Origin of the sequence: Streptomyces sp. NPDC048295, assembly GCF_040652135.1 — a bacterium.
Taxonomy (GTDB): domain Bacteria; phylum Actinomycetota; class Actinomycetes; order Streptomycetales; family Streptomycetaceae; genus Streptomyces.
Genome location: NZ_JBEZLL010000004.1, coordinates 419022 through 434813, shown reverse-complemented (window position 1 = coordinate 434813; position 15792 = coordinate 419022). Strand labels below are relative to the sequence as shown.

Below are 15792 nucleotides of genomic sequence, written 5' to 3'. Positions count from 1 at the left end.
CAAGGAACGGACGCTTCCTTTGTACTCACCCTCTCGGGCTTTCCTCCGGGCTTTTCCCTTCGGTCTTGCGTTTCCGACTCTATCAGACTCTTTCGTGTCCGATTCCCGGTCGAAGCGGGTTGCGCTTTCCAGTTCTTCGCTTTCGCGTTTCCCTTTCCGGCGAGTCCGACTCTATCAGATCCTTTCGGGCCTGATTCCCAGTCAGCGGGGTTTGTCTTCCCGGCCGTTGGGCCGTTCCGACGTTTCAAACTCTAGCGGATTTTCCCGGCGACTCATAATCGAGTCTTCGAAATCAATTTCGGCATGCCGAAATTGCTCCGAGTGGGAGATCGTGCTGAGTTTTGGTTGCCGCATTCGCGGCGGGATCGGTTGTCGCAGAACCGTTCCGGCTCCGTGACAACTCGAAGAACCTTACGGACCGGTGGGGAGTGTGTCAACCCCGCCAGGTCAAGCCCTTTTCCCACGTGTCGGACGGGGGTTCAGTCCAGGTCGGTGAGGCGGCCGCCGGCGTCCGGCTGGGCGTGCTCCACACGGCGCAGGAGGCGGATCAGCATGTCGCCGAGACCTCCTCGCTCATCGGCCGTGAGGTCCTGGAGCAGGTCCTCCTCGAAGTCGGTGGCCATCCGCATGGCCTCCAGCCACTTCGTACGGCCCTCGTCGGTCAGCTCGACGATCACGCGCACCCGGTTGTTCTCGTCGCGGTCGCGCGTGACCAGACCCTCGCCCGCCATGCGGTCGATGCGGTGGGTCATCGCCGCCGGGGTGAGTCCCAGGCGCTTGGCCAGCTCTCCCGGGCCCAGGCGGTACGGGGAGCCGGCCAGGACCAGGGTCTTGAGGACTTCCCACTCGGCGTTGCTGATGCCGAGGGCGGCGAGCTGGCGTCCGTACGCCACGTTCATCCGGCGGTTCAGCCGGCCCAGGGCCGAGACGACCTGTTCGACCTGGGGGTCCAGGTCGCGGAATTCGCGCTGGTAGGCGGCGATCTGCTCGTCGAGGCCCGGCTCCTGCGGTCCGGGCTGCTCGGTGGTGTCAGGCATGGCGGGCAGTATGGCACGCCCTCCAAAGCCGTCGAAGTCCTTAGAGCTGAATTGTTGAGCTTCTAACTTTAGTGCTAAAGTCTTCGGGTTCGAGTCGTTCGGATGGCTCGGCATGTCGCTTCGAGACCTTGAGGTAGGTGAGTGTGACCAGGGAGATGGGTGCAGCACTGCGGCGGATCCAGCTGGGGAGCGCGCTGAGCGCGTTCGGGCTGGGGTTCACCGTTCCGTATCTGTACGTCTATGTGGCACAGGTACGTGATCTGGGTGCTGGCACCGCGGGAGTCGTACTGGCGGTCTTCGCCATGGCGGCGCTGGCCGTTCTGCCGTTCACGGGGCGGGCCATCGACCGGCGCGGGCCGCTGCCCGTGCTCGTCGTCGCCTCGGCCGTCGCTTCCCTGGGCGCCGTCGCCCTCGGCCTGTCGTCCGGCGTGACCGCCTCCGTGCTGTCGGCCGCGGTCCTCGGCGCGGGTACGGCGGTCATGCAGCCGGCGCTCGCCACCATGCTCGTCTGGTGCTCCAGCACGGCCACCCGCACGCGCGCCTTCGCCATGCAGTTCTTCCTGCAGAACCTCGGGCTCGGCATCGGCGGGCTCGTCGGCGGGCAGATCGTCGACACGAGCCGGCCGGAGACCTTCACCCTGCTGTTCCTCATCGAGGCCGCGATGTTCGTCGTGCTCGGTGTCATCGCCTCCACGGTGCGGCTGACCCGTACGCCGTCCTTCTCGGACGCCAGGCCCACCGACGGGTCCAAGGCGCCGGGCGGGCTGCGGACGCTGCTCTCGCACCGGGCCATGGTGCAGCTGTGCGTGCTGGGCTTCGTGCTGTTCTTCGCCTGCTACGGACAGTTCGAGTCCGGGCTCGCGGCGTACGGCACCGAGGCCGCCGGGATGCAGCCGTCGACGCTCGGGATCGCGCTGGCCGCGAACACCGCCGTCATCGTCGTCGCGCAGTTCGTCGTGCTGCGGTTCGTCGAGCGCCGCAGGCGCAGCCGGGTCATCGCCTCGGTCGGTCTGATCTGGGCCTTCGCCTGGATCGTGGCCGGATACGCGGGGCTCGGGCACGGCAGCCAGACCATGGCGACGGCCGCGATGATCTCCACGTACGCGCTGTTCGGACTCGGCGAGTCGATGCTGTCGCCGACCGTGGCCCCGCTGGTGGCCGATCTGGCACCGGAGTCGATGGTCGGGCAGTACAACTCCGCGTTCGCCCTGTGCAAGCAGCTCGCGCTGGCGGTCGGTCCGGCCGTGGGCGGGCCCATGGGGGCGACGCTGCACGGGCCGTACATCGTGACGTTCGTGCTGTTCTCGCTGGGCATCACGGCGCTGGCGCTGCGGCTCGGCCGCCGGCTCACCCCCGTGCAGGACCAGCCCTCGCTGGAGACGGTGCCCTCCCGGGTGGTGGCCGTGTCACTGCCGGAGGCCGAGGCCGGCTCCGCTGCCGCCACCGCTGCTGCCTCTGCTCGCTGAGCGGCCGGGCCCTGTCCCCCGCAGGGCCCTCACCGCGGCAGGGCGAATTCGCACCAGACCGCCTTGCCGCCGCCCGGTGTGCGACGGCTGCCCCAGGACGAGGCGATCGTCGCGACGATGGAGATGCCGCGGCCCGCTTCGTCCGCCGGGTCGGCCCGCCGGCGGCGCGGCAGGTGGTCGTCGCCGTCGGTCACCTCGATGATCAGCCGCCGGTCGGTACGGCGCAGCCCCAGGCGCATCGGCGGGGTGCCGTGCTTGAGGGAGTTCGCGACGAGTTCACCGGCGGCCAGGACGCCCAGGTCGCAGAGTTCGACCGGGAATCGCCACGAGGTCAGGACCCCCGTCGCGAAGGCGCGGGCGCGCGGGGCCGCCTCGATGCCGCCGAGCAGATCGAGCGAGGCGTTGTGGAACAGCTCCGCGTCCGGACCCGTGCGGGCGGGGTGCTGGACCACCAGCACGGCCACGTCGTCGTCGTGTTCCGCGGTGACACCGAGGGAACGGATCAGCCGGTCGCAGACCACCTGCGGTGAACCCTTGGCACCGGACAGGGCGCGTTCCAGTGCGGCGACACCTTCGTCGATGTCCTCGCTGCGCCGCTCCACCAGGCCGTCCGTGTACAGGACCGCGGTGGAGCCGGGCGGCAGCGGGATCGTGCCCGAGGTGTGGATCCAGCCGCCGGTGCCGAGCGGCGGTCCCGTCGGGTCCTCGGCGCGGTGGACCGTGCCGTCCTCGTCGGACACCAGGATCGGGAGGTGGCCGGCGGAGGAGTAGACGAGCCGGCCCTCGTTGGGGTCGTGGACCGCGTAGGCGCAGGTGGCGATCTGGCTGGCGTCGATCTCGGCGGCGAGACCGTCCAGGAGCTGAAGCACCTCGTGCGGCGGGAGGTCGAGGCGGGCGTAGGCGCGTACGGCCGTACGGAGCTGGCCCATGACGGCGGCGGCCCGCACCCCGCGTCCCATCACGTCCCCGATGACCAGGGCGGTGCGGCCCGCGCCGAGGGTGATGACGTCGTACCAGTCGCCGCCGACCGCGGCGTCGGTGCCGCCGGGCTGGTAGGTGGCGGCGATCCGGAGGTCGTCGGGCTGCTCCAGCTCCTGCGGGAGCAGGGAGCGCTGGAGGGTGACGGCCGTTTCACGGTGCCGGCGCTCGCTGGCCCGGAGCCGTTCGGCCGCTTCGGCATGGTCGGTGACGTCGGCGGCGTACACGAGCACGCCGCCTTCGCTCCCTCGGCCGCTCCCTCTGCCCTTGTTGTTCCCGCTCTGCTTCTTGAGGCCGCCCTTGCCGACCTCGCCTCCCTCTTCGTCGTCCCGGTGCACGGGAGTGCAGGTGACGGTGTACGAGTTGCCGCTGCGGACCTTGCGGGACTTGACCGTGCGGGGGGTGCCGCTGCGCAGGACCTGGTCCATGAGGGGCAGCAGGCTGAGTTCGTGGAGCTCCGGCATGGCCTCGGCTGCGGTGGCACCGGCCGGGCGGGGCCCGAAGGCGGCGGTGTAGGCGTCGTTGACGTACGCGATCCGGTGGTCGGGGCCGTACACCAGGGCCACCAGGGCGGGCAGCTGGCCCAGGATGTCCCGGGCGGAGAGATCGTCCGGGGTGGGGCCGCCCGGCCGGGTCCCGCCGCGCGAGTCGTCCCGGGAACCGCGGCTCGTCCCGCCGCGCGTGTCGCCGTCCGGCGGCCGGGGCCCGGCCTCGGGCTGTGCGTACTCGGCGCGGGCCGGGGGCACGGAACTGCGGTCGTCCCGTGCGGCGGCGCGGCGCTGCGTTCCGGGTAGGCGGGCGCTCCAGCGCGTGAAGTTCACGGAATTTCTGGCCTCGTGTGTCGGTCTGGTCCGCTCTTGCGGGCTGCTCACTGTCGGTCACTGCCGGCCGGGTCACTCTGTGCAGATGTGGGCCCACCTATGGTCACACGTCCAGTGTGGCGGACCGCACTGACTGTTGTCGGTACGGTCCTCCCCCCGGCGGACGCACGGGCGGGTCGACGGTCCGTCAGCCGCCGTTCGGCGGCCGTCCGTCGGGCCCGGAGGGAACGTCGGGCCCCGGCGCGTTGCCCGGGCCCGGCGGGCCGTTCGGACCGGGGCGCCCGCCGCCTGCGGCGAGCTCGAACTCGGCGCGCGGGTGTTCCAGCGAACCGAGGGAGACGATCTCGCGCTTGAAGAGCCCGGCAAGGGTCCATTCGGCAAGGACACGGGCCTTCCGGTTGAACGTCGGGACACGGCTGAGGTGGTACGTGCGGTGCATCAGCCAGGCCGGATATCCCTTGAGCTTACGGCCGTAGACATGGGCGACGCCCTTGTGGAGGCCGAGCGAGGCGACGGAGCCCGCGTAGCTGTGCCGGTACTCCTCCAGGGGCTTCCCGGCCATCGAGGCGAGGATGTTCTCGGCGAGGACCTTGGCCTGGCGCACCGCGTGCTGGGCGTTGGGCGCGGTCTCCCTGCCCGCCTCCTCGGCGGTGAGGTCGGGTACGGCCGCGGCGTCCCCGGCGGCCCAGGCGTGTTCGACGCCCTCGACGGTGAGCGCCGCCGTGCACCTGAGCCTGCCGCGTCCGTCGAGCGGCAGGTCGGTCGCGGCGAGGACCGGCGCGGGTCTGACCCCCGCGGTCCACACGAGGGTGCGGGTCGGGAACCTGGAGCCGTCGCTCAGGACGGCGATCCGGTCCTCGCAGGACTCCAGCCGGGTGTCGAGGCGTACGTCGATGTTGCGGCCGCGCAGCTCACGGATGGCGTAGGTGCCCATCTCCTCGCCGACCTCGGGAAGGATGCGGCCGGACGCCTCGACAAGGATCCATTTCAGGTCCTCGGCCTTGATGTTGTGGTAGTACCGCGAGGTGTAGCGGGCCATGTCCTCCAGCTCGGCGAGGGCTTCGACGCCCGCGTACCCGCCGCCGACGACGACGAAGGTGAGCGCGGCGTCGCGGATGGCGGGGTCGCGGGTGGCGGAGGCGATGTCCATCTGCTCGATGACGTGGTTGCGCAGGCCGATGGCCTCCTCGACGGTCTTGAAGCCGATGCCGTGGTCGGCGAGGCCGGGGACCGGGAGGGTGCGCGAGACGGAGCCGGGGGCGAGGACGAGTTCGTCGTACCGGATCTCGACCGCGCCGGTGCCGTCCTCCCCCGTGGCGAGGGTGGTGACGGTGGCGGTGCGCTTGGCGTGGTCGATGTGCTGCGCCTCGCCGATCACGATCCTGCAGTGCGCGAGGACGCGGCGGAGCGGGACGACGACATGGCGCGGCGAGATCGAGCCGGCGGCCGCTTCGGGCAGGAACGGCTGATACGTCATATAGGGCTCGGGTGTGACGACCACGATCTCGGCATCGCCGCTTCTGAGTCTCTGCTTCAGCTTCCGCTGGAGGCGCAGCGCTGTGTACATCCCGACGTAGCCACCACCGACGACGAGAATGCGTACGCCCGGCGGGGGTCCTGGGGGTGTTCCCCCGGATTCTGAAGCCATCACCACCCCATGACGCAACGTGCTCAAGGGTTTGTCCACAGGCTCGGCAAATTGTGTGACCGGAGGTTTTGGGCGGGGGGTTGCCGCGGGACTCGGCGGTGGTGCGCAAGCCGTGCAGGTCAGGGGTCGGGGTGGGGGCCGTGGGCGGGGGTCGAATCAGTGACCAACCGGTCCTTGCTCCGATCGGGGGGCGCTCCATGCGGAACTACCCCCTTCTGAATTGAGCCGGGCTCAACTATGTTCGTATGTCGCCGGGGTGTCGGGTGGGGACCATGATCCGCTCCCTGGCTCAAACGGCGGGAAGTCTCCGGGGGGAGACGTCATAACCGGGGGAACAGTTATGCACATTCAGGATTCTCATTGGCCGACCGCTGCCGCGGTTTCGTCCCATTCGTCCGATGGAACGGGACGAAACGGAGCGGTCGGCACGGTCGGAGCGGTCGGAGCGGTCGGAGCGTCGTCGACGAGCCCGGTCGCCACGGTCGCCACGGTCGGGGTGAACGGGACGAACGGCGCGAACGGCGCAGCCGGGACGGCCGGCGTGAACGGCCGTACGGCTCCGCTCCGCGTGGACGCGCAGCGCAATCTGGAACATGTCCTGCGGGCCGCGCGCGAGGTGTTCGGAGAGCTGGGATACGGGGCTCCGATGGAGGACGTGGCGCGTCGCGCCCGGGTCGGGGTCGGCACGGTGTACCGGCGGTTCCCGAGCAAGGACGTGCTGGTCCGGCGGATAGCCGAGGAGGAGACCTCCCGGCTGACGGACCAGGCCCGGACCGCGCTCGGCCAGGAGGACGAGCCGTGGTCGGCGCTGTCGCGCTTCCTGCGGACGTCCGTGGCCTCTGGCGCGGGGCGGCTGCTGCCGCCCCAGGTGCTGCGGGTCGGCGTCGATGTCGATTCCGATGGCAGCGGTGACGGCAGAGGCGATGGTTCGGCGGCGGCCGTGTCGGGCTCTGCATCGGGCTCTGCATCGGGCTCTGCATCGGTTTCGGGCAGTGGCCGGGACGAGGCCCGGGTGCCTCAGCAGCGCCAGGGCGCCGGCCAGGCCGACCTCCGGCCGGCCGACGAGCGGCTCGCCGCGGAGACCGGCGTCGAGGACGACGACGCGGGAGCCGGTGAGTTGCTGGAAGTGGTCGGCCGTCTGGTGGATCGTGCACGGGCAGCCGGTGAACTGCGCCGCGACGTGACGGTCGCGGACGTACTGCTGGTGATAGCGACGGCGGCACCTTCGCTGCCGGACGCCGCCCAGCAGGCCGCCGCTTCGAGTCGGCTCCTGGACATCCTGCTGGAGGGACTGCGCTCCCGGCCGGCCGCCTGAGCGGAGTCCGGAGTCTTTGGGGTCCGTGGGGTCTTTGGTCCGTGGGGCCTAAAGGCTCCGCGGGCCTGAGGGCTCGCAGGACCTGAGGGCTCGCAGGACCTGAGGGCTCGCAGGACCGGTAGACGGTCTGCGGGGTCCGTGGGGTTCGTGGGGTCTTTGGTCCGTGAGGCCTAAAGGCTCCGCGGGCCTGAGGGCCCGTAGGGCCTGAGGGCTCGCAGGACCGGTAGGACCTGACGGACCGGTAGGGCCCGCGGGATCTGTGGATCCCGGGGAATCCGCGAGATTTTCGGGATGCGTGGGCGCAGTGGCGTGTGATGCCGCTGCGCCTACGTGTTGCCTGCGCGCGGGTGTCTGGTCGACCCGCTGGGTCCACTTCCGTTCGCGTTGGTCGATGTGGCCCGTTTTGATGGGGTCTCGGTCGACCGCCCGTCATCGTTCTTCCGGCCGTCGGGTCCGGCGTCCGCGAACGTCTCGACCGCCGCCGAAACCCGTATCGCCCTCCGGCCGCAAGCCTGTAGCTCCCCAAACGCGTACCGCGGCTCCACCTCGGCCTCACAGAAGAGGCTGTCGAGCTTTCCCCGAATGAATGGCCGTTAGTACTCACATTCGGAAAAACGCCCCGGATGAGTGGTTGCGGAGGCTGAGGGTCCGTCGTGATTGCGCCATGTGGCACTCTTGCCCGATGTTCGGGTCCGACAGCGCATACGGGGGCTTCCGCGATGAGCGGTGACGGGCAGCAGGAAGAGTCGTTCGACGACGTCTCCGCCGTGGGCGGTGTCGCGGATGCCGATGGGCCTTCCGCCCGGCAGGTACCGAGTCAGGCCGGACGGGGCCGGTCGAGCGGTGCCGCCGAGGGCGGCACCCTACTGCCGGGTCCGTGGCCAGCACCGGCCGATCCCGGCCCCGGGGCCGACGCCGCGGTGCCGATGCAGCGGGAGGGCGGCAGCACCGGCGCCACCGATGCCTCGGGCAACGCACCCTCCGACGCCGAACTGATCCGGCAGATGCGGGACGGCGACGACCTCGCGTACGAGGAGCTCTTCCGGCGCCACTCCGCCGCGGTGCGGCGCTACGCGCGCAGCTGCTGCCGGGACGCCCACACGGCCGACGACCTGACGGCCGAGGTCTTCGCCCGCACCCTGCAGGCGGTACGCCGTGGCAAGGGGCCAGAGGAGGCCGTACGGGCCTACCTCATGACGGCCGTCCGCCACGTCGGCGCCGCCTGGACCAGGACCGCGAAGCGGGAGCAGCTGGTCGACGACTTCGCGGTGTTCGCCGCGCAGGCGGCCCGGACCTCCCAGGTGTCGGACGCGGACACGCTCGACCTCGGTGCCGATGTGCTGGCGATGCACGAGGCCGAGCAGTCGATGGCGATGGAGGCGTTCCGCAGCCTGCCGGAGCGCTGGCAGGCCGTGCTGTGGCACACCACCGTCGAGGAGGAGTCGCCCAGCGAGATCGCCCCGCTCTTCGGCCTGACCGCCAATGCCACGGCGGTACTGGCCAGCCGGGCTCGTGAGGGCCTCAAGCAGGCCTATCTGCAGGCGCATGTGAGCCAGGCGCTCACCGCGGGCGGCGACTGCGCGCGCTACGCCGACCGGCTCGGCGCGTACGCCCGTGGCGGGCTCCGGATGCGGGCCGAGCGCGGCCTGCGCGGACATCTGGAGGAGTGCTCGAAGTGCCGGCTCGCCGCGGGCGAGCTGGCTCATGTCAACGCCGGGATTCCCGCGCTGCTGCCGGTCGCCGTCATCGGCTGGTTCGCCGCCGGGTACGCGCTCAAGGCTGCCGGAGTCGTCGCCGGTGGCGCGGCGGGAGCCGCGGGTGCGGGTGCCGCCGCGGCGGCGTCCGGGGGCGGCTCCACCGGAGGTTCGGCCGGTGGTGCCGCGGCCTCGGAGGGGCTCGGCGCCCCGGCGAAGGCCGGTATCGCGGCGGCGGTCGTCGTGGCCGCGGCGGCCGGACTGGCCTGGGCTCTGGTCGGCGACGACCAGCCGAAGCCCGAGGCCAAGCATGTGGCGAAGCCGGCCGTCGTGGCGCCCCCGGCACCGACACCGCCGCCCGAGCCGAAGCCGGCCGCACCGAAGCCGTCCGCACCGAAGCCCGCGCCGCCGGCTCCGCCCGCGCCCCCGGCACCCACGCCGCCCCCCGAGCCCAAGCCAAAGCCCGAGCCCAAGCCGACGCCCACCCCGACACCGCCGCCGAAGCCCGCTCCCGAGCCGACGCCGCCCGCGCCGACGCCCAAGCCGGAACCGACGCCCACTCCGACACCGACCCCGCCGCCTCCCGCGCCGACCGTCTACCAGGTCAGCGAACTCCGCTACTCGCTCCTGGGCGACCACACCGAACCGGAGGTGGTGCTCGGCGAGAGCACCTGGGTCTGGCAGCGCTCCGGTGTGTCGGTCGGCGGCACGAGGTACGCGCACGGGGTCACCGTCAACAGCAACTCCTCGGTCACCATCCAGCTGAACAAGGAGTGCACGCGCTACGAGGCGATGGTCGGGATCGACGACATGACGATGGGGCTCGGCTCGGTACGCTTCTCCGTCTTCAACGGCGACGGGGCACGGCTGTGGCAGTCCCCCGTGATGAACGGCAACGACCCGGCCGTGCCGGTGGGCGTCGGTATCGCCGGCCAGGAGCGCATCCGGCTGGTGGTCGAGCGCGCCCGGCACGGTGGCGTCATGGCGCTCGCCGACTGGGCCAATTCGACGATCAGTTGCCGGTGATCCGGTCCGGGGTGAGGCCGGAGGTGAACCCCGGCGGTTCCGCGTGGGCCGGAGCGTCCGCGCGGATGAGGTCCGCGCATCCCGGCGGCTCCGGGAGCTCCTCGGTGATGCGGGTCAGGAGCTCGATGACGTCGTCGAGGGTCAGCGCGCGGCCCGCGGCGCGCTCGGCCTCGTACAGCTGAGGTCCCAGCTCCTCGCGCGCCTGCCGCTCGGCCTCCTCCACCTCGGCCTGTTGCGCCTCGGTCCTGGGGCCGAACGGGCGCCAGCCGTCCGCCGCCGCCAGGATCCGTACCGCGGCCCGGTGGTGGCCCACCTTCGGCAGCACGGACGCCACGCAGTCCGCCAGATGCCCGGTGACGAGCTCGGCGCACTGGGCGTCCCGTGCCCCGCGGAGTGCCGTCATCAGGCCCCGCACACCCGCCGCCGGACCGCGGTCGGGTCCCGGCTCGTGCACCGCGATCCGGGCGGCCAGCCCCTCGACCACGGCGCTGAAGTGCGACGGCGGGCTGCCCCGCCCGATCGCGTGCGCCGCCTCGGTGACCAACTGCCGTGCCCGGTCGATCTCCCCCCGCTCCAGGGCCGCCGTGGCGCGCAGGAAATGGATGTAGGCGCGGGCGTCGTGCACCTGGTAGCGGTCCGCCTCGCGCTCCGCCACGCCCAGGGTCCGCTCGAACTCCGCCATGTCACCGATCCGGTAGGCGAGATCCGCGAGGCGGGCCAGGAGGAACGGCGCCTCGGCATGCGCGCCGACCTCGCGGGACAGCAGCAGCGCCTCCTCGTACGCCGTCCGGGCCTGCGGGAACCGCCCGCGCATCACGCTCGCCTCCGCGGCCGCGCTCGCCACCTGCGCGCGGATCCAGCGGTCGCCGACGCGGCGGCTCAGCTCGCGCAGTTCCGCGAGATCGGCGTCGACCCCGGGCATGCCGCCCGGCATGTCGACGACCACGTGGGTACGGAACATCAGGGCGAGGCAGTACTCCCAGGCGCCGCCGTGGGTCCGGGCGTTGTCGGCCACCGAGTCGATCAGCGCGTGGGTCTCGGTGGTCGTCCGGGTCGCGAACAGGGCCATCGGCCAGAGCATGCCGGGGAAGCGGGCGGACTGCGGTCCCGAGGACCTGAACGCCTCGGCCACCCGGTCCATCACCGCCCGGTAGCGATCGTCACCGTGGACGGCCTCGGCGGGCCCGGCCTCCACGGCGAGGAAGTACCGCAGCATCTCCAGATGCATGCGCGGCCAGTAGCGGGGGTCGTCGGCGTCGGCCGGTTCCGGGCCCAGCGCCACGGCACGCTCGGCCCAGGTGAGGCCCTCGGAGCGGAAGTTGCGCAGCCACCAGAACCACCCCATGCCGAGAACCAGCCGTACCGCTTCCGCCTCGGACGGGCCGGTGACGACGGTCCGGTGGAGGGCGGCCCGGATGTTGTCGAGGTCCGTCTCCAGGCGTTCGATCCAGGGCAGCTGGTCGCCGGAGCGGATGCGGGGCTCGGCCCGCTCGACGAGCGCGAGGAAGTACGCGGTGTGCGCGCTCGCGGCGGCGGCACGCGTCTCCGGGACCTCGGCGGCGCGTTCGGCGGCGTACTCGTGGATGGTCTCCAGGAGGCGGTAGCGCATCTCGCCGGTGGCGGTCGGCGCCGCGACGACGAGGGACTTGTCGACGAGGGCGCCGATCAGGTCGGCCGTGGAGAGCCGGGCGGGGACGGGCCCGCGGGACACGGCTGCGACGGGGTCCGCTCCGGGCGTGATCACAGCGGGCGCTCCGGGCGTGACGGCCCCGGATGTTCCAGGTGCGAGGACTCCGGGCGCTCCACTCGTGACAACCCCCGGCGCTCCAGGCGTGACGGCCCCGGACGCTCCGCTCGTGACGGCCCCGGGCGTGACGACGGCTTCGGCGGCCCGCAGGTCCCAGCCGCCCGCGAAGACGGAGACCTGCCGCAGCGCCGTGCGTTCGTCCTCGTCCAGGAGGTCCCAGGACCAGTCGACGACGGCACGCAGCGTCTGCTGGCGCGGCAGTACGGTCCGGCTCCCGCCGGTCAGCAGGAGAAAGCGGTCGTCGAGCCGGTCCGCGATCTGGCGCGGGCCGAGCATCCGCAGCCGGGCGGCGGCGAGCTCGATGGCGAGCGGCTGCCCGTCGAGCCGCCGGCAGATCTCGGCCACGGCCTCCGCGTCGCGCCCGGCCTCCTGCCCGGGGTCGAAGTCGGGGCGTACGGTGCGGGCGCGCTCGGCGAACAGCCGGTGGGCGGGGTCGGCCGGGAGCGGGCCGACCGGGCGTACGGACTCGCCGGGCACGCCGAGGGGTTCGCGGCTGGTGGCGAGGATGCGCAGCTGCGGGCAGTGGGTGAGCAGGGTCTCGGCGAGGGTCGCGGCCGCCTCGATGACGTGCTCGCAGTTGTCCAGGATGAGCAGGAAGGGGCGGATGCGGGAGCAGTGCGCCAGGTGCTCGACGAGGAGGTCGGTCGGGTCGGTGCGCGGCGGCTGTCCGTCGCGGTTGCTGTCACGGAGGAGCGCGGTCTCGCGCAGCCCGAGGGCGGAGAGCACGGCTCCGGGTACGTCGACGGGGTCGTCCACGGAGGCGAGTTCGGCTATCCAGGCGTCCGGGTCGGCCGCGTGCCCGCCGCGCGCGGCGGCCTCCTCCGCCAGCCGGGTCTTTCCGGAGCCACCGGGGCCGGTGAGGGTGACCAGGCGGGAACGGGTCAGATCGGCGCGTATGGACCGCAGTTCCGGCTCGCGCCCGACGAACGAGGTCAGCCGGGGCCGCAGATTGCCGTGCCCGGCGGCGGGGCCGGACGCGTCGAGCGGACGCTGCGGGCGTATCGCCGCCGGCCCGGACGGCGGCTGCGGCGGGGCGAGCAGTTCCCCGTGCAGCGCGCTCAGTTCCGGCCCGGGATCGGCCCCCAGGCCCTCGGCGAGAGCGCGGCGGGCGTCCTCGTAGGCGGCCAGCGCATCGGCCTGACGGCCCTCGGCGCGCAGGGCGCGGATCAGCTGGGCGCGGAAGCGTTCGTCGTACGGGTGGGCGGTCGTCAGCTCCATGAGCTCGGGCACCAGGGTCCGGGGCCCCGCGTCCGGGCCCGCGCCGCCGTCCCGGCCCGTCGCCACGCACCGCAGGTCGGCCTCGATACGGCGTTCCAGCGCGGCCAGGCGGTGGCCTTCGGGGCGCAGGCCGTGGCCGTGGTCCCGGTCCGGCAGATCGGCGAGCGCGGGGCCGCGCCACAGGGCGAGCGCGGTACGGAGGGTACGTGCCGCAGTCGCGGGGTCGCCCGCGTCGAGCTCCTCGGCCCCCTGGCGGGAGAGCCGCTCGAACACGTACAGGTCGACCTCGTCGGGCCCGGCCGTCAGGCGGTAGCCCCCGTGGGTACTCGCGATCGCGTCCCTGCCCAGCACCCGGCGCAGCCGGCCCACCAGGGCCTGGAGAGCGGCGGGGGCGTCGTGCGGGGGGTCGGCGGCCCATACGTCGTCGACCAGATCGGCGACGGGGACGGCGCGTCCGGCGCGCAGCGCGAGGGCGGCGAGGAGAGCGCGCAGCCGGGTACCGCTCACGGGCAGGGCGGTGCCGTTCTCGTCTCGCGCCTCGGTGACGCCCAGGATCAGATACCGCACCGGGCCATTGTGTCCCGCGCCCGCGGCGAGCGCCCCACCTCTCGGCGCGCGCCGCAGCGGCCGTTGCGCCCCTACGCCTACCGTTGCAGCGTCCGCCTGGCCGGGACGACTCCGCCCGCGACCGCGCGCTGGCGGGGCGCCGCCGTGCCCGTCCAGCAGGTGCCGCGCCGCGACACGAGGCGGCGGAGCCAGAGCTCCGTGGAAGCCAGGTGCGCGAGGCCGTCCAGCGGGAGCGGTTCGCCCTCGGAGGCCGCGCGCAGGGCCTTGCGTACGACGCGGGCCTCGACCAGCCCCGCGTCGGCGAGCAGCGGGGCGTCGAAGAGGGCGATCAGCTCCGGGAGGGCGGCGCGCAGACCAGTGCGGGCGGTCGCGTTCGACGTGGCTAGGGAGGGCGTGCCCCAGCCGGGCGGCAGTTCGTGGACACCCGCGCCGGCGAGGACCCGGCGCAGAATCGCGGCGCGGGCGCCCGGCTGCACCCGGAGCGATTCGGGGAGCGCACGGGCGGCACGTACGACCTGGTTGTCGAGGTACGGGGCGTGCAACCGCTGGCTGCGGTTCTCGGCGGCCTGCTCCAGGATCCGGTGGTCGGCGGCGTACCGGGCCAGGGCCGCCCTGGCGCGGGCCTCGCCGGGGCGCTGGACGGAGACGGGGCGGACGGCCGCCTCCTGGAGCCGGACCGACACCTCGGCGAGCGCCTCCCCGGTGAGCCAGCGGGCGGCGGGTCCGGGCCGTGACCAGGCGAGGGCGGCCAGCGAGGCGTCGGCGGGGGTGTCGAGGTCGGGGGCGTTCCGGTTGGCGTCCGGCAGCCGGTCGGCCGCCGCCTCCAGGCCGGTGCGGTACGAGGTACGGGACAGGCGGCGGGCCACGCGGTAGACGGTCAGCGGCACGAACAGGGAGTGCGCGCTCGGGCCCTCCGCCCTGGCGAGCGCGGTGACCGGGCGCAGCAGATGGCGTCGGCGACGGTCCATCAGCAGGTCGGCCAGGCGGGCCGGGTGGGCGTCCAGGACCTGCCGGGCGCCGCCGCCGACGAAGTGGTCGGCGCTGCCCGCCGCGAGGCGCCGGCGGTGGCGCTCGGCGACGACGAGCGAGGGGGCGGGTTCGTCGGTGAGCGGGCCGCTGCCCAGGTCGGCGTAGGGCAGGGCCTCCTCCCCGGCCGCGACGACCACATGGTGCAGGCGCGGGTTGGCGGCGATGACACGGGCGCGTTCGAGTTCGTCCTCGTGTCCGTGCGCGGTGAGGTCGTTGAGGGTGACGGCGAGCAGCCGCTCCCCCGCTTCCACGCGGTGGCCGAGGAGGGTGCCGGGCAGACCCGGGAGTCCGGCGGCGAGCAGGGCGAGGGTGGCGGAGGCGCTGCCTCCGGACAGGTCGGCGCCGATGCCGGGGACCGGTGCGCCACGGGCGGCGCGCCGCTCGGCGGGGCCCATGCCGGGGACCGGGCCGGGGTCGGGCGGCAGGGTCTCGGGCGCGTGGCGCGGGGCCAGGAGTCTGGCGCGTACCGCTTCGACCAGTGCGTCGCGTACGCCGTCGACGGCGCTGACCGGGTCGAGCTGGGGTGCGGCGACGGCCAGGGAGGCCACCGCCTCGTAACCGGTGATCTCGCGCGAGCCCTCGCGGAGGATGAGCGCGTGGCCCGGCGGGATGCGCTTCACCCCGGCGTAGGGGGTGCCGTCGCGCAGCGCCTCCGGGGTCTCGGGGCAGGCGAGCAGGGCGGCCAGGTGGCCGATGTCCAGCTGGGCCTCGATGAGGTCGGCGAGCGGGAGCGCGGCGGTGGCATACGCCGTGCCGCCCGCCCAGGGTGTGTAGAAGACGGGGCGGGCACCGGCGAGGTCCCCGATGACGGTGATCCGGCGGCCGATCTGGACGACGGTCGTATAGCTGCCGGGCCAGGAGGTGAGGTGGCGCAGGGCGCCGCCGCGGGCGGCGAGGAGGCCGGAGCGCAGCTGTTCGTCGGTGGCGCTGCAGCAGCCGAGGACGGCCATCCGGGCGGTGGGCGCGCCCTCGGTGGTCTCGACCGTGGTGATCCGGATCTCGTCGGGACGCCAGTCGCCCACGGCCCAGAGCGGATCCGGGTCGCCCCACAGGAGTTGGGAGCCCACGGGGTGCATCGTGCGCCCCTCGTCGCCGGGGCCGACCGCGCCGGCCGTGCCGAAGCTCGCGGCGATACTGCTCCACCCCACCAACCAACGCATCGCCGCCTCCACAGGCTGTGGACAAA

The 15792-nt window shown here is 73.1% G+C and carries 8 protein-coding genes; 3 read left to right on the top strand and 5 right to left on the bottom strand.

The features are described from left to right. Window positions 1-479 precede the first annotated feature (479 nt). Window positions 480-1037, bottom strand: coding sequence for a MarR family transcriptional regulator (locus tag AB0D53_RS08545; RefSeq protein WP_093549590.1), 558 nt, complete (start codon window positions 1035-1037; stop codon window positions 480-482). Between the two features lie 155 nt (window positions 1038-1192). On the opposite strand from AB0D53_RS08545, the gene AB0D53_RS08540 reads away from it, so the two are divergent. Beyond that, entirely contained in the window at window positions 1193-2503 is a 1311-nt protein-coding gene (locus AB0D53_RS08540) for an MFS transporter (RefSeq protein ID WP_362442039.1), read from the top strand. A 29-nt stretch (window positions 2504-2532) separates the two neighbouring features. Here the strand turns inward: AB0D53_RS08540 and AB0D53_RS08535 are convergent, their stop codons facing one another. Continuing rightward, on the bottom strand, window positions 2533-4302 hold the full coding sequence (locus tag AB0D53_RS08535; RefSeq protein ID WP_362441955.1) for a SpoIIE family protein phosphatase: 1770 nt from the start codon (window positions 4300-4302) through the stop codon (window positions 2533-2535). A gap of 187 nt (window positions 4303-4489) precedes the next feature. Then, window positions 4490-5950, bottom strand: a complete 1461-nt coding sequence (locus AB0D53_RS08530) for an FAD-dependent oxidoreductase (protein WP_362441952.1) — start codon at window positions 5948-5950, stop codon at window positions 4490-4492. Between the two features lie 340 nt (window positions 5951-6290). Between AB0D53_RS08530 and AB0D53_RS08525 the strand changes: the two genes are divergently transcribed. Then, window positions 6291-7265: a helix-turn-helix domain-containing protein gene (locus AB0D53_RS08525; RefSeq protein ID WP_362441949.1), complete on the top strand. Its 975-nt coding sequence runs from the start codon at window positions 6291-6293 to the stop codon at window positions 7263-7265. A gap of 719 nt (window positions 7266-7984) precedes the next feature. Further along, a complete protein-coding gene (locus tag AB0D53_RS08520; protein ID WP_362441945.1) occupies window positions 7985-9985 on the top strand; it encodes a sigma-70 family RNA polymerase sigma factor in 2001 nt (666 codons plus the stop codon). Here AB0D53_RS08520 and AB0D53_RS08515 read toward each other — a convergent pair. After that, window positions 9972-13577 (bottom strand): BTAD domain-containing putative transcriptional regulator, encoded by a 3606-nt coding sequence (locus AB0D53_RS08515; RefSeq protein WP_362441942.1) that lies wholly within the window; start codon window positions 13575-13577, stop codon window positions 9972-9974. The genes AB0D53_RS08520 and AB0D53_RS08515 overlap by 14 nt on opposite strands. A 77-nt stretch (window positions 13578-13654) precedes the next feature. After that, entirely contained in the window at window positions 13655-15766 is a 2112-nt protein-coding gene (locus AB0D53_RS08510; protein ID WP_362441939.1) for an asparagine synthase-related protein, read from the bottom strand. Window positions 15767-15792 lie beyond the last annotated feature (26 nt).

Bases quoted from the DNA above. Each gene is read 5' to 3' on its own strand.
- AB0D53_RS08540 (WP_362442039.1), top strand. From the start codon at position 1,193: ATGGGTGCAGCACTGCGGCGGATCCAGCTGGGGAGCGCGCTGAGCGCG.
- AB0D53_RS08525 (WP_362441949.1), top strand. From the start codon at position 6,291: ATGCACATTCAGGATTCTCATTGGCCGACCGCTGCCGCGGTTTCGTCC.
- AB0D53_RS08510 (WP_362441939.1), bottom strand. From the start codon at position 15,766: ATGCGTTGGTTGGTGGGGTGGAGCAGTATCGCCGCGAGCTTCGGCACG.
- AB0D53_RS08520 (WP_362441945.1), top strand. From the start codon at position 7,985: ATGAGCGGTGACGGGCAGCAGGAAGAGTCGTTCGACGACGTCTCCGCC.
- AB0D53_RS08530 (WP_362441952.1), bottom strand. From the start codon at position 5,950: ATGGCTTCAGAATCCGGGGGAACACCCCCAGGACCCCCGCCGGGCGTA.
- AB0D53_RS08545 (WP_093549590.1), bottom strand. From the start codon at position 1,037: ATGCCTGACACCACCGAGCAGCCCGGACCGCAGGAGCCGGGCCTCGAC.